We start from the raw sequence: 19,897 nt of genomic DNA on the forward strand, positions 1-19,897 counted from the left end.
GTTATAAGCCCCGCTCCATTGACTGAGTGGTAAACAATTCCTTGCTGACATTAATATTGTATTTAATGGAACCAACATTGATCACGCTGGCATGCTGTTTTTGTCCATTCCGAGTGGAAACCATCTGTAAGCGCTTTGCGGTCCAGATGCCATCAATCAACTCAAGCTCTTTGGCACTGAAATATTTGATTTTGCCCGGCTTTTCTTCCCAGAATTTACCCTGAACCTGAACATAATTGTCTTTGCGGATCCACAGCTGTGATTTCTGATAACCAGTCTGCATGGATACCTGTTTAGAGTATTCCGGTTTTGGTGTCGATAAGATGACCCAGCAGTCGGCGCCATCTACAATTTCAGAATCACTGAGAATGACATAGTCATACCACTCAATATGAGTGCCATTTATGTCCGAATAAGAAAAATCACTGCCCATGAATGCGCCAGACTGATCACTGGCAGCAATACGATTTACTTTTTTCAAAGCCGGCAGATATAACCAGCTGTCGTCTTCCCGGGACTCAGCTTCATAGTCATAATTCATATATGCGGTTCCTTTAACATCGCCAGGCTGTAAAAAGAAAATCAGTGTTTTTTCCACATCTGGTTGCTGCAACCGATACTGCTTCATATCACGAACACGCTGCCTGCCCTTGTTATCGATCAGAATCATCTGACTGATTCCTTCCGAACTCTGACCCACATCCCGTTCATCTGAAGCCTTCACAATCTCATAGGCATCCATCGCCCTGGCCGAGCTCAATAGCCCAGACAACAACAATACATAAGTACATCTCCACCAGAAACCGGTTCTTGTTTTTATAAAGTTCTTCGCTTTCTTCATCACAAGGTCCACCTATTTCGTCGGTGCCATCGGCGGTCAGAAACATTCAGGGATATTTACTGAATCAGTGTCATGCAGTCAGTTCACTATAACCAGATGGATTAATATAAACAGCGTCAATTTGTGAATCTGCAAACTATCACTTCACTCTTCACAGTCAAGTCTGGCCTTAGTTACCAGCTCAAAGAGATTGATCAGCCTATACCCCATCTTGTTGGAGCAGACCACCGATATATGATCACCACGGTACTGGAGCCCTGGGAGTTTGCTGCCAATTTTTACTTTTTCAGCGGATAAACACGACCCGCATATCCATAAAGATAACGGTATAATTACAGATCAGCTCATAAGGATCATACTGCCTGAGTCGAACAGCTGAGACGGTTAAAAAGCTGCCAGACTACTTGGCTTGTATCGCCAGCTCACTTAAAGTACCCCAACGATTCCATTAAATGTGTTGAGGGACTAAATGCCTTTCGATTTTGATAAACCCACTGACCGTAGCCAAACCAACACTGAAAAACACAATTGGTTTAAAGAACACGATGCTATCCCAATGTGGGTTGCCGACACAGAGTTTGAGTCTCCTTCACAGATAAAGCAGGCACTGATCAAACGAGCGGAGCACGGTATTTTTGGGTACACCGAAGCCAGCCCAAAGCTCATAAATGCCGTTCGGCAATGGCTGCAAGACCAGTACCAATGGTCTATAGAACCTGAGTGGCTGGTCTGGTTGCCAGGTATCGTACCGGGCCTGAATGTCGCCGTCAGAGCATTCGCCCGGAACGGAAAAGTGGCGGCACAAATCCCCAATTATCCTCCAATACTGGCCGCACCAGAGCTCGGTGGCAGTGTCAGATCGGATATCCTGAGCCGATGGGAAAACAATCGCTGGGTATTGGACATAGATAGTCTGACCAACGCTGTGAGTGCAGATGATTGTCATATGTTGATTTTGGCCAACCCTATGAATCCATGCGGCTCTGTCATGACGGAGGCTGAAATAAAGCAGTTAATTGAGATCTGCGAAACCCACAATGTATTAATTTGCTCCGATGAAATTCATTGCGATATTCTGATGGATGAGACTCTTCGTCATATACCCATCGGCAAATATGAGCCTAAATCCATTACCATGATGGCAGCCAGCAAAACCTTTAACATTGCCGGCTTAAGTTGCAGTTTTGCGATCATTCCGGATGCTGATATTCGAAAGTCTTTTAATCATGTTCGCAAAGGTATTGTGCCCGTTCCCAATTTAATGGGTTACCTTGCTACAGAAGTGGCATTTGAAACTGGTAAGCCGTGGTTGACGGAAATGAACAGATATCTGCGTGCTAACCGGGACTATGCCATAAACAGGATAAACCAATGGTCTGGCGTTTATTGCAATACCCCGGAAGCCACTTTTTTACTCTGGCTTGATTGCCGCGAAACCAGCATTACCGACCCTTTCAGTTTTTTTCTCAAGCATGGTGTGGCATTAAGTGATGGCAAGGCTTTTGGAGCCCCTGGATTTGTGCGTCTGAATTATGGTTGCCAGCGCGATATGCTGGTTGCCGCACTGGATAAAATGGAGCAGGCCTTGTGTTCGATCCGGAAAATTTAATAAAACTGGTCAGGGTTCAAATGCCATTTGGCAAGTACACAGGAAGGCTGATCGCAGACCTACCGGAAGAGTATCTTTTATGGTTTGAAAAAAAAGATTTTCCAAAAGGCCAACTGGGGGAACTTATGCGGCTATCGCTGCTGATACAGACAAGCGGACTAAAAAAAATACTTGAGCCTCTCAGAGCATCAACTGACCGTCCTCAGAAACCAAACGTACAGATTAAGTTTGATACATGACCAATCGAATTCTGGGATATCCACTGGTCGTATCAGCCAAACGCAAAACCATCGGCATTTATGTTCGTGAAGGCCACGTCACCATCCGTTCGCCAAAAGGAGTCAGTGCCCACGAAATCAGTACGTTTGTGGAAAGTAAATTGCCGTGGATAGAAAAGACGCTGCTTAAGCACCAGCACAAAGCATCTACGGTACCCACCTTGGAAGCAGGTAGCAACATTCGCATTCTTGGCCAAAACAGAACGATCGTACGCCACAACGCCAGTGAGTATGGGTTGCAGTTGTTACCGGATGAGGCTCGGTTTGCAATGCCGGAAAATGAATCTGAGTTTGAACTGACAGCCTATGCCATTCTGGAATATTGGCTCAAACAGCTGGCCAAGGAAATGGTACCCGTCAAAACTCAGCAGTTTGCCAAACAACTGGGAGTCAGAGATCGGCTGGTAGCGGTTAAATTTCGGAAAACCAAATCCAAATGGGGGCATTGCACCAACCAGGGGATCATTCAGATCAATTGGCTCATCATGATGGCTCCTGAAACCGTGATTGACTATCTGGTCTGCCACGAAGTCAGTCATCTTCTGCATGCCAATCATTCTGCTGCATTCTGGCGAACAGTCGAATCAATCTGCCCGGATTATCAGAGCCATAAGCAATGGCTTAACCAACATGCAGCCGAACTATGGTTGGAGAAACCAACACGGCGGTGCTGATGTGCTCCACCTTACACACCCAGCAACGCCGTAAGCCCTAATCCTTTGATGAAGTCTTCAACTCTCTGACGCATCAATTTCTCATCACTGAGTTTTAGTACATCGTCCAGTACGTTCTGACAATCATTGATATCGAGATGGCGAATCAGAGATTTAATGCGGGGAATCTTATAAGCGGACATACTCAGCTTCCGTAACCCCATCGCCAGCAGCAGCACTACACTAACGGGATCACCTGCCATTTCACCACACAGGGATACGGGTAACTTAAGCCGGTTCGCCTCCAGAATAATAAACTTCAGTGCCATCAATACAGACGGATGTAAGCTGTCATATAAAGAAGCCACCCGGGAATTATTACGATCTACAGCCAACAGATATTGAGTCAAATCGTTCGAGCCAATGGAAATAAAGTCCACCTGATCACGCACCCGTGAAATCAGCCATATAGCCGACGGCACCTCAATCATAACCCCAACCTGAGGGCGCTGAATATCCCGGCCTTCATCACGCAACTGGGTAATTGCCAACTCAAATATCTGCAGGAAACGATGCAGCTCGTCTTCCCGGCTGAACATAGGGATCATGATTTTAAGATTATCGTGTCCCCGACTTGCCAGCATCATAGCCCGAAGCTGTTCCAACATGATGTTGGTATAATCAAGGGTAAAGCGGATACCCCGCCAGCCCAGAAAGGGGTTTTCTTCGGTAATCGGGAAATATGGCAAAGGCTTATCCCCACCGATATCCAGAATACGCATGGTCACCGGCTTGGGTGCATAGGCCCCAAGCACCCCCCGATAAGTGATCTGCTGCTCCTCTTCCGTTGGGAAGTTATGATGCACCATGAATGGGATTTCAGAGCGATACAGACCAACCCCTTCAGCTCCACGTTCAAGTCCTGGCGATATATCCGCGAGCAATCCGGTATTCGTCAGCAAAGAAACTTTTTCGCCATCCAGCGTCTCTGCTGGCAGATTCTTCAAAGGCGCCAGATCTGCATCCAATGCTTTTGCCTGACGTAGTAAGCGCTGATATTCGAGTACAACGGGCTCAGGTGGATTGAGAATGACGATGCCACGATTACCATCGACAATCACATCCTGATTATCGATATTGTCAAAATTCAGATCCTCCAGTCCCATGACTGCCGGGATCCCCAATGCATTCGCCAACACGCCAGTATGGGATAAAGCTGACCCTTCTTTGGAAATAACCCCCGCCAGCTTATTGGAATCGATACGGCCAAAATGAGAAACACTGACAAGGCGTCCAGCCAGAATAACCGGTGTATCAGTCATAATTCTGCTGCTGGTATTATTGGTCAAACGACGATAAAGCTTGCCAGCCAGTACCCTCAAATCCTCTGCCTTTGAACGCAAATACGGGTCTTCCATCGCCTCAAACACGTCAACCTGACGCAGAAAACCATCGCGCAAAGCGGTTTCCGCGGCATAACCCTGCTCCAGCATCTCATCAAAAACCGTTTTTAACTCGGGGCTGGCAAGCAACATGCGATAAACTTCCAGCAGAGCATCAAGCGTTGCACCGGCGGAGGAATCCATATTGCCCATTTGTGCTTCAAGATCATCGAGAGTTTCTGCGACGGCTTGATCCAGGCGCTTTTTTTCCTCTGAATAATACTCGCCATACAAAGTGGGAATCTGATTGATGTCGACTTCATCCTTGACCACTTTGACCCTGCAGAAAGCTATTCCCGGAGCCCCTTTGATACCAATTAGCCGCTGTACTGCATGGTTACTCTCTTGTGCATTAATGTTGCTATTAATCACTCCACTGCCGAGAGTTCCGGCCAGGTGTGCAGCCATCGTCACCAGAAATGCTTCTTCTTCATCGGTAAATTTGCGCGGATCATAAACCTGTACAACAAGTACCCCGATAGTATCGCCATGATAGATCAGGGGCACCCCTAGAAAACCTTTGAACCTTTCTTCACCTGTTTGTTCAAAGAACAGGAATTTCGGATGCTGATCTCCTCGCTCCATATTCAGTGAGTGCTGGGTCAGGGCTACGGTGCCTACCAATCCCTGTCCAAATGGCATGCGAATCTTGCCTACGGAAGCGTTATCCAGTCCCTCTGTCGCCGAGAGTTTCAGATCTTTTTCCGGAGACAACAAATACAGACTGCAAACATCGACACTCATGGCCTTTTTGATCTGAGCAGCCATCAGTTTGACCATCTCATCCCGGTCAGCAGCCCGGGCTGATTCCTGCAATATGCGTTTAAGCGTAAGTAAAGGATTTAACATGTGATTTCCTTGGTCCAGGCAGCTATTGTGTCCGATTATCTCCGTTTTGGTAAAGGAGTTAGAAGAGTATTTGCATTGGTGAAACTATTTCATAAGTTACGGTGAATAAAATGAAGAAACAACACATAAAACACCAGTTACTTATAAATGCCTGGTCAGACGCCCAAACCCATCGCCCTAGCAAACAGTAAACAATTATCAGGAGGGTGGAGAGTGGTGATCGATCTGCTGCTGTAACTGAACCACCAGCTCATGCACCAATTGCTGCAGAATCAGAGTACCTTCATACAAAGGCTTAGCCACATGATCAACATGTTCTGCGCCAAGTCCGGTTAACGCTCCCGGTAATCCTGCCTTGGCGGATTCTACCAGCAGATTTGATGTGATCACCCTGACACTGGTGAGTTGATAACTCAAGGATTTGTTCTCTGCTTCGATATGATCAAGCACCTTTAACAGCTCCAATGCTTTTTGCTCCGGCAAATGAGAGTGATGCAATGACTCCTTGATTGCCTGTAGCTTCTTGAGTTGTGCAATCATATTCTCGGTCATAAAAACCTGCTTCAACTGTTGGCCGGGACTTCAAAATTCGCCGGATCTGAAAGCTTCAAAGGACAGAACCATTAGATTCTATCAGGATGACAGACCGAAGATAACCTAGACAGCACATAACAGTAGAGCGTGATAGGACAACGACCATACAATCCAAAAACATGCCTGTGACCATCATAACGCAGCGGATGAAAAATCAACATCTATTGAAAAGGATTCTCATTTTTAAATAGTCACATGCCTGCCACAACCCAGTGCGTTTTCTTCCCGTCATAACATTCGGTGGAAATAAACATATGATGACATGGCAATCATCCTGCCTTTTATTACCTGTTACTGGGTGAGAAAGTGGGAGTATTATTTAAAGCCGTGTGTCGGCTCAACGGGCTGACAATGGATCGAGCTCCAGAAATTTTCGAGCTGGAACACGATTTGGCCGCTATATTTATTTATCTTTGTTCAATCGCAAATAGGTACAATATCAACCTGGAACAGGCTTTCCGTAACAAAAAGAAGAAAAACAAACAGAGAAACTGGACGCTTAAGCCATAAAGTTATCCAATAAACCTTAATACAGCTTGAGTAATCACGATAACAATTACGATCCAGGCTGCAAAAATTCTCGTCACCTAAACTATAATGACAATAATGGTGTATGCGCATGAAGAGCTACAGGAATATAGCATTCCATGTTGTTGGACCTGAAGACGGCTGTGCTGAAGCGTTTGCCGGACAACGGTTTCAATGATGCTCCAGGTTCTGAGTTTTACATTGGGCAATTATGGCCTCATTTTGAACCAGCCAATGGTCGCCCGTTTTTTCATAAGCATCAGCAGTGGTTAAATAGCACCGAGCCCATGACCAAATTTAACAAGAACAGCACAGAATTATTTGCCAAAGGTTTACAGCAGTCGCCATTCTCCATTGCTATTTTTGATCAGAATGGTCAATTGATCGAATCCAATGCCAGTTTTCAGGAATTATTACCTGCTGATTCCCACCCCACTACCGGCACAAGCATGCAAGAGCTTATCTGCAGCCTGACGAACGAGCGTTTCAGTCTTCTAAAAAACAGGCTGATGACGGAAGACTTGATAGAGTCCAACGAGGTACTCGGGAAAACACTCAAGTGCGGACACCCCTGCTCTGTTCAGATAAAAATGATTCCCTGGCATGGGCAAAAAACCTATGCGTTTTACATCAAACAAGCCAGCGAACAGCAATATCAGCTCGAGTGTATACAGAAGTTACAACAGGAAACCCTTGAAGCCGTTGCACTTGGCTTACCATTATCTGCCATATTTGAACTGATCTGTTATCAGGTCGAATCATGCGCACCCGATGTAATCTGCAGTGTCGTACTGGTAGATAAAGAAGGTCGAATCCACCCTGCTGCCGGTCCAAGCCTCCCTGATTTTTACACTCAGGCCCTGGAAGGTCTTGCAATCGGCCCCACTGGGGGGTCCTGTGGAACATCAGCATGGCGTGGCGAATCGGTCGAGGTTGTCGACATCAATACAGACCCTTTATGGGCTGACTATAAGACCCTGGCCCAATCTGCCGGTCTTGCGGCTTGCTGGTCGAGTCCAATAAAAAGCTCAGATGGTTCAGTACTTGGCACCTTCGCCCTTTATTATCGGGAACCTCGAGGGGCAAGCGAGTTTCACCGCCACATGGTAAAAGCCTGTCTGCACCTTTGTCACCTGGCTATAGAGCATGAACTATCCAGCAAACACATCCATAAGCTTGCGTTTTATGATCCACTCACCAGTCTCGGAAATCGTTATTTATTAAAAGACAAAACAAAATTACTGATTGCAGACGCAAAACGCTCAGCCACTAAAGTCGCTTTTTTCTTTATTAATCTAGACCGTTTCAAGAATATTAATGACTCTCTAGGTCATAGCCTTGGTGATGCTCTCCTGAAAACAATTGCCCGGCGGCTTGCGACGAATCTTGCAACGAATGAAATCGCGGCTCACTTGGGGGCAGATGAATTTGTCGTTCTACAACCATATTCCCATCAAAAGACAGCGGAAAAAAAGGCCAAAGCACTGCTTGAACTGTTATCGATGCCAATCGAAATCAACGAACTGGAATTCAACATTACCGCATGTATCGGTATATCCCTGACAGACAATGAAACCGAGGATTTTGAAACATTACAGCGAAATGCCAGTGCTGCCTTATATCACGCCAAAAGTAACGGGCGAAACGTATTCTGTTTTTTTCAGCCCAACATGCATCACTCGAAACTGCAACGGTTAAAGCTGGAAGCAGATCTACAAAAAGCCATCGAAAATCAAGTACTGGAAGTCTATTTTCAACCACAAATTCATATCGAAAGCGGACGATTATATGGTGTTGAAGCACTGCTGCGCTGGCACCACCCTAGCCTCGGAATGATCCCGCCGTGGCAATTCATTCCTCTGGCAGAAGAATGCGGCATAATCTGTAAACTGGATCTCTGGGTGCTTGAATCGTCCTGCAAAATGTACTCCCAATGGCAATCGCAATGTCTTGAAATAGGGAAAATATCCGTCAATATATCTGCGGTAAATTTCCACACATCAAGATTTTCTGAGAGCGTCGAATCCGTCTTAAAGAAATTTGGAGTCACCCCCAAAATGCTGACACTTGAAATAACCGAAAGTGTATTGCTGACGGATATTCCAGGCATCAGTATGGAGCTGAAAAAGTTAAGGGACCTCGGAGTCAATTTATCGGTAGACGATTTTGGTACTGGATATTCAAGCTTGAGTTATCTCAAGAAATTACCGATCAATGAAATCAAGCTGGATAAAAATTTTATCAACGATGTTGACGCCAACCGAGAAGACCAGGCATTGGTCGGTTCAATCATCAATATTGGCCAAGTACTGAAACATACGGTTGTTGCCGAGGGTGTGGAAACCAAAGAACAACTACAGACCTTAAAAGCCTTAGGCTGCGATGTCGCACAAGGTTATCTACATGCCCGACCCATGCCTGAGCAGTCGCTGATAGATTGGTATCATCAATATATCAAACATCATGCCCCTGATTTTGACCGTATCAATCGCAAGCTTTGAGCCTATACTTCAATTCTCAGCACAACAGCTTTGAAAACAACAGTTAACGCTTCATCAGTTATCTCGAATATACGCTTGCCTTTGAAAATATATTCTCGTTACACTGATTCTGACCTCCGCCAATTAACAGGTAAAGCAACATGTCTATTGAAACCTGGCTAGCGTTTATCATTGCGGCATCCATCATTCTGGTGATCCCGGGTCCCACGATTTTACTCGTCATCAGTCACTCAATTCGCTATGGCCAAAATGCTGCGTTACCACTGATTGCCGGTGTAGCAGCTGGCGATCTGATTGCCATGACCGTGTCCTTAGCCGGCCTGGGGGTTATCATGGCAACCTCGGCCACCCTGTTTATGATCTTCAAAGTTGCCGGTGCCGTGTATCTGATTTACCTTGGCATCAAAATGTGGCGCAGTCACGACTCATATCAGTTAGACATCCAAAAACAAGGCACCGCGAAAAGCCGCAAGCAGTTATTCAGCAACGCATTCCTCGTGACTGTTCTCAACCCCAAAGCCAGTATTTTCTTCATAGCCTTCTTCCCACAGTTTATGAACCCTGCGGCATCCCATGCCATACAGTTGTTGGGCTATGGCGCGACATTTATGATATTGGCGATAGTGAACGCAGCCCTGTACGCCATGTTTGCCAATCGGATCCGTCGGTTTTTGCGCACCCCAGTTAGCGCAAAAGTTTTTCATCGGGGGGGCGCTGCTGCACTTATAGGGGCCGGACTTGTTACATTAAGTGCCCGACAAAGCTAAGTGGCCTCTGAAAAATAGGAATCGTTTTGATGCAGGCGAGAAAGCAACACTCGCAATACCGCAATTTACGGATGTCAATGAGGATGTGAGGGGCTCAACGTCCTGCGCAAAAATAGGCCATTTTTCAGAGGCTCCCTAACAATCTTCAGGCTTGATTCTTGCTCTGGTGTCAATTGTTTCATAAACCATGAGGACTACCATGAGAATCATTAATGCCCGTCTACGCCATCAGCCTGAGCTGTTTACCATCGATATTGAACAGGGAAAGTTCAGTTCTATCACTGCGCAAACGGCCGCCGTTGCCGCTGCGGACAGCTATGATGCTCAAGGCAATCTACTCTGTACACCATTCGTTGAACCACACATTCATCTCGATGCTGCCCTGACGGCAGGTCAGCCAGCATGGAATCAGAGCGGTACCTTATTTGAGGGCATTGAACGCTGGGCTGAACGAAAACCCAAGCTTAATGAACAGGATGTCCGGGAGCGGGTTGGAAAAACCCTTAACCTGCTGGTCAGTCAGGGAATACAACACATTCGCACCCATATTGACACCACAGACCCACAGCTGACCGCCCTTAAGACTCTCTGCCAGATACGTGAACAGGTCAAAGACAAAATTGATCTGCAAATTGTTGCATTCCCTCAGGAGGGCATCCTTTCGTTCCCGAATGGTCAGGCGCTGATGGAACAGGCTCTGGAAATAGGCGCGGATGTGATAGGAGGTATTCCCCATTTCGAATACACCCGGGCTCTGGGTGAGGAGTCCATGAAGTGGGTCATCCAACTGGCCAAAAAGCACCAGAAACTTGTAGACGTTCACTGCGATGAAATTGACGATCCTGCATCGCGCTTTTTGGAAGTGCTGGCCAGCGAAGCTTTGTTTAATGATATGGGCGAATTTGTCACCGCCAGCCATACCACAGCGATGCACAGTTATGACAACGCATACTGTTCCAAGTTGTTTCGGCTACTAAAAAAATCCGGTATCCATTTCGTCTCCTGTCCAACCGAAAGTATTCACTTACAGGGTCGATTCGATACTTTTCCAAAACGCCGTGGAGTTACCCGGGTGAAAGAGTTGCATGCCGCCGGCATGAATGTCGCACTCGCAGAGGACTCTATTTTTGATCCCTGGTATTCCCTGGGGAACGGTAAAATGCTGAGAGTTCTGGACGCAGGCATGCATATTTGCCAGATGATGGGATATCAGGATTTTACAACGGCACTCGATTTTATCACCGAAAATGGCGCCAGACTGATGCACCTGAAAGATTATGGCATTACTGTTGGAAACCCGGCCAACTGCATCATAATTGAAGGGGAGGATGACTATTCAGCATTACGCAGACAGGGAGAAGTATTACTGTCTATCCGCCATGGAGATATCTTGATGCAAAGAACTCCCGCCAATATTACTCAGCAGGTGGATTTCACTTCTTTGTAAATTGTTCTGCTGAAAATTGCGGAACGGTTAAGGCAATTGTGCCACCCAAACTGAGCGGTGGCACAATATTCAGAAATATCAGGCAGATAGTGCAGAATCAATGGCGTCCTTCAAAGGAGCAGCGTTGACACTGACATCTGGTGCAAAGCGGCCAATCACTTTACCATCTTTACCAATCAGGAATTTCTCAAAATTCCACAGAATGTCGCTTTCATCCTCAGGCACCAGATTCATTTCACCCAGCTTGGCTTTCAATTGTCCGCCTTCGGCTTCCACCGCTTTTGGCTGAGCTGCGATCAACTGCTGATACAGGGAATGACGGTTCTCACCATTTACCTCAATTTTGGCGAACATTGGGAATGTCACACCATAATTAACCGAACAGAACTCTTGAATTTCCGCTTCAGAACCTGGTTCCTGACCAAGGAACTGATTGCACGGAAAGCCTAGAATTTCCAGACCTTTATCAGCCATTGACTTATAGAGTGCTTCCAATTCTTCATACTGCGGAGTCAACCCGCATTTTGAAGCCACGTTAACCAGCAACAGTACTTTGCCACTGTAGTCAGACAATGATACAGACTCACCCTTAATATTATTTACCTGAACATCATAAACACTCATATATCACCTATTGTGTTGTTACAGCCTGTCAATTTGAAAGATCCGCTGATTCCATAGTATCAATCAGCTGACCAAGATCCTGTTTTATACGTCTTAACCATTCGGTGTCTCCTCCCATCCGACACAACATCGTCGTAGGAACGGATACTGCCTGACTCTTGAGCGCTCTACCCTTATCAGTCAGATCAATCAAGACCCGTCTTTGGTCCTCTTCACTGCGATTACGAGTAACCAGACCAGCATCAGCCATTCGTTTCAGCAATGGCGTCAAAGTTCCGGAATCCAGGTACAACTTTTGCCCCAACTCGCCCACCGACAATTGTCGATGCTGCCACAGTAACAACATTATCAAATACTGCGGATACGTAAGACCCAATGGCTTTAACAACGGCCCATAGGCTCTTAAAACGAGATTGGAAGCGGCATAAAGTGGAAAACAAAGCTGATGCTCAAATACCAGCCATTCTTCCCCTGCAACCACCGGCACTTCATCGGTCTGCTTTGATGATTTCATCAATAACTCCCAAGCTACTGGCAGATTGATTTTGAATGCACCTGCCTGATTTCGGACAGCAGGCAGTATCATTCATATTTAAGTTGTGCGCAATATAATTTTACGCAATGAATACAAACAAATCGCCTACAATCCACCAGTAAGGTCAATGAAGCTACCAGTCATATATGAAGTTTGATCGGATGCCAACCAGTAAATAGCCTGAGCTATTTCTTCCGGCCGACCACCACGTTTTAAAGGAATACGTTCTTTCAAGCGATCCACCCTTCCTGGCTCTCCACCAGATGCATGCATCTCGGTATATATTAATCCAGGTCGCACGGCATTCACCCGAATACCGGCCCCTGCAACCTCCAGTGCCAAGCCGCGAGTCATGGTATCAACGGCTCCCTTGGAGGCAGCATAGTCGACATACTCATTAGGCGATCCGGATCTCGCGGCTCCGGAAGATACGTTGACAATGACACCACCCTGTCCGCCAAGATCAGTTGACATCCGCCTTACCGCTTCTCTGCAACACAGAAATGACCCAATAACATTGGTGTCTAATACGGCACGGAGACGATCCACAGTCATGTCCACGAGACGGCACTGCTGTTGCAAAATCGCCGCATTGTTGACCAGTACTGATAAAGCGCCTAACTGCTCATCGACCGTCTGAAACAATCGAACAATATCAGCTTCCTGCGCCACATTTGCCTGCACAGCAATACATTGCCCGCCTTGAGAATTAATCTCAGCGACCACCGCATCTGCTGCAGCCTGATTACTCAGATAACTGATACACACTTTGTACCCCTGTTCAGCAAATACCCTTGCAGTCTCTGCACCGATGCCACGACTACCGCCCGTGATCAATACCGTTTTAGTATGTTTCATACTTCCCCTCCGCTCACTTATACATCAACGCTATAGCCTCGAATACCAAGCCAGGAGTAGATATTTGTGCTCCAGGATGAATTCAGCAACAAACAGCAGAGTCCAGGATACCGTTGCGATCAACAAAACGTAAGCAATTACATGGGAATAGATCGAGCCTGAAATACTTGCTAACACTCAAAATCATGAATAGCAAAACTGATGACATGGATGACTGTATGTATCGTTCTTGCCGCCCTGGGCAAAACAGGGAGTCAGAAATGACTTAAGGCTGTCAGATCAGCAATAGCTTCACAAAACAGCCCTAACCAGATATACCTTTGTATAAGAAAAGAAATGAAATAAATCGACAGTTGGGCGTACCGACAGTTCGAGTGAATCGTCAGACATTACCCTGCTGGCCAATAATATCCTTAAATGAATCCAGGCTCCATAAAGGCTCCAATGCTTCATCGGCGAGAATATCTTCGCGATAATTACTGGTTCGCTCGGTTACTTCAGACAAATATCGAATGGCTTCATCATAATTCCCCCGGGCAGTATGGGCGCAGGCCAGCTGATAAAACGCATGGCAATTGTCGGGATCAATAATCAAAGCCTGACGACATAAGTTGATAGCCCATTGTGGCTCCCCTAACTCCAAAACAGCATCGGCTTTGTATGTCAGAGCTTCACAATCACTGGGACGCAAGCTCAGAATCTGATCGTATACAAGAATCTTATTTGCCGGGATACTATCCTGCTGGGCTCGCATCCACAAAGACTGAATATCTTTAGTCAGTTCAATTTCCTCGCGGTTCTGCTTGGTCAGCATCGCCTCTTCGTTTAATTGACTTTCCACCATGTGCAAGCGGGCTTCATACTGACCAATCAACTCAGAAATTTTTTCATCTGCCAGAGCCTGAACCTTCTCCTTCATGTCCCGTACAGATGTCCACCCCACCAGAACCAGGATCGAGCTCGCAGCAGCAATCAGATAGAAGAAATAAGTCACCGTATCCGTTGCATATGTTAATGCCCTATCCGCAGCCCGGTTTTCACGGTCAGTGACCTGCTGAATCAGATCAACCCGCTGTGCCGCCATATCGGTCCGCAATTGTTTTAATTCATCGAGGACATAACGCTCGACAAACGGCGTATAGAGTGGTTCCTGCAATTGATCAACAGTTTTGTCAAGCTGTTCAGAGTTGACGGGCGACTGATCCTCCGCCCGGGCAACCTGAGAACAAACAATAATAATCAGCAGAATTAAGATGCGAGACATATAGCGCTACCATGGTTATGCACTTCAACTAAGCAATTATGCAGGCTTTTTATGGCCTTGGCATAATCATCTTCGTTGATTATAAACTGCATATCCACTTGACGCATGGATTGATGTAAAGCCAGCACACTGATTTGATTCTCAGCCAGTGCTGCGACTGCCTTCGATAAAATACCGGAAACCTGCATATCGCTGCCAATGGCTGACACAATTGCAACCTTCCGCTGATTGACTTCAGCTTCTGGATAATTCTGTTTCAATACCTGAATAATGCGTTTTATCGTCTTCAAGTTGGTAGACAAATAATGCGTAATGGTATTTGCATTCGAATCCTTGGTAACGACACGGGCCTTGAAACGACGAATGACTTCAAGAATCTCAGTATCGTATTTTGCCTGCAAGTCAGTCATATCCTGATCAAACACTTCAATCGCATAGACATCTCTACATCCGGCAATGATCTCCGCTCTGGCTTTATCACTGACATAGTCGCCGGTAATCAGCGTTCCTGCGTGTTCCGGTTCAAAGGTATTTTTTACCCGCAGAGGTATATTATGCTGTCGCAAACCTTTGGCAGCCCGCGGATGAATAGCCTCCATCCCAAGATTGGCAAGGTGATCCGCCACTTCATAGTTGGTACGGCCGATCGGCACGACATTGTCCTCGCCCACCAGTCTGGGGTCTGCACTGCTTAAGTGAAATTCTTTGTGAATAATAGCTTCACATGCCTGGGTAATGACTGCAATCCGACTGAAAGTCATTTCACTGTAACCACGGTCAAAAGTAGACATCAGCCCTTTTTCCGTATGTGCATAACCGGTGACAATAGGCAACTCTCTGGCCAGATCAATATCGGCAAACGCCTGCGCGATCTGATCATCCAGGCCGCTTTGCTTGCTACCTTCCCATGCCGTCAAATCAACAAAACGGGCGTTGATACCTTCCTGACACAATAATTGAGTCATGTTCCAGGCACTATGCGCCTCACCAATACTGGCCAACATCTCACGTACCGTGGCGAGATGCGCTCCAAGGGAAAAATGACCGTGCTGACACAACCGATGTAAATCAGTGAGGCAGTGTTCTGCTTCGTCCAGGCGCAAACCGATAAACTGGTTAGCCTGCTTCAATAATGCCCCATCACCAAACAGCTTCTCATTGATAGAGAACATTTCCTGTTTAAGCACCTGTAATGAAGCTTTCCAGCTGTCATCTTTGACACCATTGGCAAATAAAGCGTAGACACCGGCCTGACCGGTTTTTTTGTGCTCAAGTAGCAGATTGGTTAAGCCACCGTAAGCCGAGACCACAAATATTCTCTGATAAGGCTGTTCTTTATGATGTGGAGATAAAACGATGTTATTTCGAACAGCGGCATAATCGCTCATAGAGGTGCCGCCTATTTTTTCAACAGTATGGGAATTCATGAGTGTAAAATGCCTTTTTGTTTAAAGGGTCCTGATGTTTTTCCAGCTACAGATGTACTCCGGCCTGGGATTTTGTGAGCAAAATGGCTCCGTCACCCGATTACTGATAGCGTTGTATACCATAAACACATTTGAACGGGGAAACGGCGTAATGTTGCCATTAGACCCATGCATGATATTACAATCAAAAATGATCAGGCTATCTGGTTTACCAATCGCACTGACAATACCACCTTCATCAACCAGCTTCTCAAGACTCTGATCATCAGGGACACCATATTCCTGCCGTTTTAATGACCACCGATAATGCTCTGCCGGGGTTTCACCAACGCAACTGACAAATGTGCGATGGGATCCGGGAATCAACATCAATGGTCCGTTGTGATAAAAATTCTCTGTCAGCGTGATGGACATGCTCAAAGCCCTCATCCTGGGCATTCCATCTTCTACATGCCAGGTTTCAAAATCTGAATGCCAGTAGAATTCACGTCCACGATAACCTGGTTTGTAATTCAATCTGGACTGATGAATATACACCTGATCGCCCAACAAAAACCTGGCCAGTCCCATTGTATGAGAATCTCTTGCCAGCTGCCTGAAGACCGGGCTCAATTCATGAATCCGAAACACTGAACGAACATCGCCGCTGTTTTTTTCAGTAATCACTTCATCACATTGTTTGAGCCCCTCATCTTGACTCAAACGTTTTAGTTCCTGCTGGTATATCAGTACTTCATCTTCGCTGAACACATTTTCCAGAACCAGAAAACCCTGCTGTTCATATTGCTCAATCAACTCCCTGTGAATAGGAGCATTGGAGAAATCGCGGCTATATACCACTGGATCTGCGCGGGGAAGCATATGGGGACTATTGGAAAAACGGGATGGATAGAGATCTTGTGTTTGCTCAGATAAAAAAGCCTGTTCATCAATCATCTAGCTATTTACTCCTTAATCCTGTTACTCATTGACGGGTTCGGCTTCCAATTCATAAGCTCCTTGTGCATTGTGCACTTCAGTCCCATTCAGAGGGGGGTTAAACACACAGGCTAATTTCAATTCTGATGTCGCCCGCAAGATATGTTTGTCATGCTTATCAAGAATATAAATCGTGCCACAGGTAATGGGATACTTTTTACCATCGGACAGAGTTTCGACCTCGCCCTCACCGGATATACAAAATACCGACTCCAGATGATTCTGATAATGCATCTGAAAATCAGCACCCTGATATATTGTGGTAATGTGAAAAGAAAATCCCATGCCATCTTCTTTCAATAGCAGCCGGGTACTTTCCCAATTTCCATCAGGAGAAACAATACGGCGTCCGGTCTTTTCTGCTGCTTGAAGTTGTCTGACTATCATCTGATATTCCTTAATTAAATACTGTAATTTGGGACCCTCGGCAACGTATTGCCGAAGGGATAAGAAAGGTATGTCTACTACTCTAGGGAACCTCTGAAAAATGGCCTATTTTCGCGCAGGACGTTGTCAGCCCCCATCTCACATCCTCATTTACACCCGTAAATTTCAGTGTTGCGAGTAGTGCTTCCTCGTCTGCATTAAAACGATTCCTATTTTTCAGAGCCCCCCTAGTTATCAACCGTGCAACATGGCTTTAGCCAATTGCATACATGGGATCAAAATAATCCAGTTCTTCCGGAATTTTTTCCTCGCCGGCACACACTTCCCTGACTGCTTGCTCAACAATATCCAGACCTTTTTTCAGATTCACATCACTGATAATAAGAGGACATAAGAATTTAACGACCTGATCATCTGCACCGCTGGTCTCAATAATCAGACCTCTTTGAAAAGATTTGCGTGTAATTTTGCTGGCTATATCACCATTTACACAGTTTATGCCCTGCATCATGCCACGTCCGCGAGTAGTAAAATTTCCTTCTCCATACTTAGTCACAATATCATTGAGGCGACGGGCAATGTATTCGCCCTTACGTTTGATTTCCAAGGAAAACTTATCATCACTCCAATATTCATCAATCGCAGCTCTGGCGGTTACAAAGGCAAAATTATTGCCCCGAAAAGTGCCGTTGTGCTCACCTGGCTTCCATTGATCCAGCTCTGGGCGAAACAACACCACTGCAAATGGTAGCCCGTAACCACCCAGAGATTTCGACAACGTAACGATGTCAGGATAAATGCCTGCCTCTTCAAAACTGAAAAAAGTACCAGTGCGTCCACAGCCAGCCTGAATATCATCAACGATCAATAAAACGTCATGTTTTTTGCAGACTTTATCCAGATTACGTAGCCAATCGAAACTGGCAGCATTGATACCACCTTCACCCTGAACCGTTTCAACAATGACCGCTGCAGGTTTATCGATACCACTACTGGAATCCGATAGCACCTTGTCCAGATAAAACGTCGTATCAATATCATCACCCAGATAAGCATCATAAGGCATACGGCTGGAGCCGTTCAGACTGACCCCTGATGCGCAGCGATGGTGGGAATTCCCCGTCGTTGCCAGAGCACCAAGACTGACACCATGAAAACCATTGGTAAAAGAGATCACATTCTCCCGACCAGTCACATTACGGGCCAGCTTCAACGCAGCTTCAACCGCATTGGTTCCGGTTGGCCCGGTAAACTGCACAACATAATCCAGCCCTCGGGGCTTCAATATTTTTTCATTAAACGTTTCAAGAAACTCACCCTTGGCTTTGGTATGCAGATCCAGACCATGAGTGATGCCATCGGCATCAATGTATTCCAAAAGCTTCTGCTTAAACAAAGGGTTGTTGTGACCATAATTCAGCGTACCGGCGCCAGCCAGAAAGTCCAAGTACCGGTTACCATCCTCATCAAAAAGAAACTCTCCCTGTGCTTTGTTGAACACTCGTGGAAATGAACGTGCATAGCTTTGTACTTCCGATTCAATCTCTTCAAAAATCTTCATTTATTTCACCTGTTTTGGGTTATTCAGTCAGAACTTAGCTGGATTCAATTGCACCAAACGGTTAATTGAAGGGTCCTATTCGAACCAGAAATTCCGAATCATGTTGGCCATTAAAATGTTTTTTTTCGTCGAAGATGACAGAACGATGCATATCTGCATTTAATTGGTCTGCCAGTCTCTCAAATAATGACCAGGAGGCCTGATTGGCTGCCGTAATAGTTGTTTCGATAAAAGAAAAGTCGGGAGAACCAGGGCGATTGAGAATGCTTTTCATCATACCCGATGCCACACCCATACCGCGGGCCTGCTCAGACACCGCGACTTGCCAGACAAACAAGGTATTTTCACGATTGGGCAACTGGTAGCCCGAAATAAAGCCAACCAGCGAACTCTCAAGCCAGGCCGTTACAGAGGTATCCGAAAAGTGGCAGCATTGCAGCAGATTGCAGTAAAGAGAATTGGTATCCAACGGCGGGCATTGATCTATCAAGTCATAGACTTGAGCGCCGTCTTCTGATTTTGGGGGGCGAAATTCAATTTCAATATCCATCACATTATGCGCTTTTATTTGAATTCTAATGTTTATAACTCAAACTTATACACTACTTCTATAATTATTACTGATGACGAAAAACCTCAAAAAACCTATCAACAACCACTAAAACAGCCGTTATTTTGTGATTTTCAGCATTTTTTCGAGCAAATCAGCACCAGAAATTAACAATCCTTATGTGGGAATGCCCTGGTATTGTTC

General features: G+C 45.9%; 18 protein-coding genes. 6 read left to right on the forward strand and 12 right to left on the reverse strand.

The window, feature by feature from the left end; all coding sequences use genetic code 11:
- Nucleotide 1: 1 nt before the first annotated feature.
- Nucleotides 2-841, reverse strand: coding sequence for an outer membrane lipoprotein-sorting protein (locus ACQY6I_RS19355; RefSeq protein WP_428243155.1), 840 nt, complete (start codon nucleotides 839-841; stop codon nucleotides 2-4).
- A gap of 469 nt (nucleotides 842-1,310) precedes the next feature.
- Between ACQY6I_RS19355 and ACQY6I_RS19360 the strand changes: the two genes are divergently transcribed.
- From ACQY6I_RS19360 to ACQY6I_RS19370, 3 genes are read left to right on the forward strand one after another with little or no spacing between them, the layout of a single operon-like run.
- Nucleotides 1,311-2,450, forward strand: a complete 1,140-nt coding sequence (locus tag ACQY6I_RS19360; RefSeq protein ID WP_428243156.1) for a MalY/PatB family protein — start codon at nucleotides 1,311-1,313, stop codon at nucleotides 2,448-2,450.
- Nucleotides 2,429-2,689 (forward strand): DUF3820 family protein, encoded by a 261-nt coding sequence (locus ACQY6I_RS19365; RefSeq protein ID WP_428243157.1) that lies wholly within the window; start codon nucleotides 2,429-2,431, stop codon nucleotides 2,687-2,689. The genes ACQY6I_RS19360 and ACQY6I_RS19365 overlap by 22 nt, the downstream gene beginning before the upstream one ends.
- A complete protein-coding gene (locus ACQY6I_RS19370; protein ID WP_428243158.1) occupies nucleotides 2,686-3,402 on the forward strand; it encodes a M48 family metallopeptidase in 717 nt (238 codons plus the stop codon). The genes ACQY6I_RS19365 and ACQY6I_RS19370 overlap by 4 nt, the downstream gene beginning before the upstream one ends.
- An 11-nt stretch (nucleotides 3,403-3,413) precedes the next feature.
- Here the strand turns inward: ACQY6I_RS19370 and ptsP are convergent, their stop codons facing one another.
- Nucleotides 3,414-5,672, reverse strand: a complete 2,259-nt coding sequence (gene ptsP, locus ACQY6I_RS19375; RefSeq protein WP_428243159.1) for a phosphoenolpyruvate--protein phosphotransferase — start codon at nucleotides 5,670-5,672, stop codon at nucleotides 3,414-3,416.
- A 198-nt stretch (nucleotides 5,673-5,870) separates the two neighbouring features.
- Nucleotides 5,871-6,224: a hypothetical protein gene (locus ACQY6I_RS19380; RefSeq protein WP_428243160.1), complete on the reverse strand. Its 354-nt coding sequence runs from the start codon at nucleotides 6,222-6,224 to the stop codon at nucleotides 5,871-5,873.
- Nucleotides 6,225-6,913: 689 nt separating this feature from the next.
- On the opposite strand from ACQY6I_RS19380, the gene ACQY6I_RS19385 reads away from it, so the two are divergent.
- From ACQY6I_RS19385 to codA, 3 genes are all read left to right on the forward strand, one after another.
- Nucleotides 6,914-9,295, forward strand: a complete 2,382-nt coding sequence (locus tag ACQY6I_RS19385; protein WP_428243161.1) for an EAL domain-containing protein — start codon at nucleotides 6,914-6,916, stop codon at nucleotides 9,293-9,295.
- A 140-nt stretch (nucleotides 9,296-9,435) separates the two neighbouring features.
- Nucleotides 9,436-10,062 (forward strand): LysE family translocator, encoded by a 627-nt coding sequence (locus tag ACQY6I_RS19390; RefSeq protein ID WP_428243162.1) that lies wholly within the window; start codon nucleotides 9,436-9,438, stop codon nucleotides 10,060-10,062.
- A gap of 199 nt (nucleotides 10,063-10,261) precedes the next feature.
- The gene (codA, locus tag ACQY6I_RS19395; RefSeq protein WP_428243163.1) at nucleotides 10,262-11,509 is read left to right on the forward strand and encodes a cytosine deaminase; all 1,248 of its coding nucleotides are present in this window, start codon (nucleotides 10,262-10,264) and stop codon (nucleotides 11,507-11,509) included.
- Between the two features lie 78 nt (nucleotides 11,510-11,587).
- Here codA and ACQY6I_RS19400 read toward each other — a convergent pair whose 3' ends face one another.
- From ACQY6I_RS19400 to ectA, 9 genes are all read right to left on the reverse strand, one after another.
- Nucleotides 11,588-12,133, reverse strand: a complete 546-nt coding sequence (locus tag ACQY6I_RS19400) for a glutathione peroxidase (RefSeq protein ID WP_428243164.1) — start codon at nucleotides 12,131-12,133, stop codon at nucleotides 11,588-11,590.
- A 28-nt stretch (nucleotides 12,134-12,161) separates the two neighbouring features.
- The gene (locus tag ACQY6I_RS19405; protein WP_428243165.1) at nucleotides 12,162-12,647 is read right to left on the reverse strand and encodes a MarR family winged helix-turn-helix transcriptional regulator; all 486 of its coding nucleotides are present in this window, start codon (nucleotides 12,645-12,647) and stop codon (nucleotides 12,162-12,164) included.
- A gap of 126 nt (nucleotides 12,648-12,773) precedes the next feature.
- Nucleotides 12,774-13,526 (reverse strand): SDR family oxidoreductase, encoded by a 753-nt coding sequence (locus tag ACQY6I_RS19410; RefSeq protein ID WP_428243166.1) that lies wholly within the window; start codon nucleotides 13,524-13,526, stop codon nucleotides 12,774-12,776.
- A 382-nt stretch (nucleotides 13,527-13,908) separates the two neighbouring features.
- Nucleotides 13,909-14,790, reverse strand: a complete 882-nt coding sequence (locus ACQY6I_RS19415; protein WP_428243167.1) for a tetratricopeptide repeat protein — start codon at nucleotides 14,788-14,790, stop codon at nucleotides 13,909-13,911.
- The gene (locus ACQY6I_RS19420; RefSeq protein WP_428243168.1) at nucleotides 14,775-16,217 is read right to left on the reverse strand and encodes an aspartate kinase; all 1,443 of its coding nucleotides are present in this window, start codon (nucleotides 16,215-16,217) and stop codon (nucleotides 14,775-14,777) included. The genes ACQY6I_RS19415 and ACQY6I_RS19420 overlap by 16 nt, the downstream gene beginning before the upstream one ends.
- 21 nt (nucleotides 16,218-16,238) lie before the next feature.
- Nucleotides 16,239-17,153, reverse strand: a complete 915-nt coding sequence (gene thpD, locus ACQY6I_RS19425) for an ectoine hydroxylase (RefSeq protein ID WP_428243169.1) — start codon at nucleotides 17,151-17,153, stop codon at nucleotides 16,239-16,241.
- Nucleotides 17,154-17,177: 24 nt separating this feature from the next.
- Complete coding sequence (locus ACQY6I_RS19430; protein WP_428243170.1) at nucleotides 17,178-17,582, reverse strand: ectoine synthase; 405 nt, start codon at nucleotides 17,580-17,582, stop codon at nucleotides 17,178-17,180.
- Between the two features lie 253 nt (nucleotides 17,583-17,835).
- Nucleotides 17,836-19,143, reverse strand: coding sequence for a diaminobutyrate--2-oxoglutarate transaminase (gene ectB, locus ACQY6I_RS19435; RefSeq protein ID WP_428243171.1), 1,308 nt, complete (start codon nucleotides 19,141-19,143; stop codon nucleotides 17,836-17,838).
- A 61-nt stretch (nucleotides 19,144-19,204) separates the two neighbouring features.
- Nucleotides 19,205-19,693: a diaminobutyrate acetyltransferase gene (ectA, locus tag ACQY6I_RS19440; RefSeq protein WP_428243172.1), complete on the reverse strand. Its 489-nt coding sequence runs from the start codon at nucleotides 19,691-19,693 to the stop codon at nucleotides 19,205-19,207.
- Between the last annotated feature and the right edge of the window lie 204 nt (nucleotides 19,694-19,897).

It is taken from the genome of Gynuella sp. (assembly GCF_050297175.1).
GTDB lineage: Bacteria > Pseudomonadota > Gammaproteobacteria > Pseudomonadales > Natronospirillaceae > Gynuella.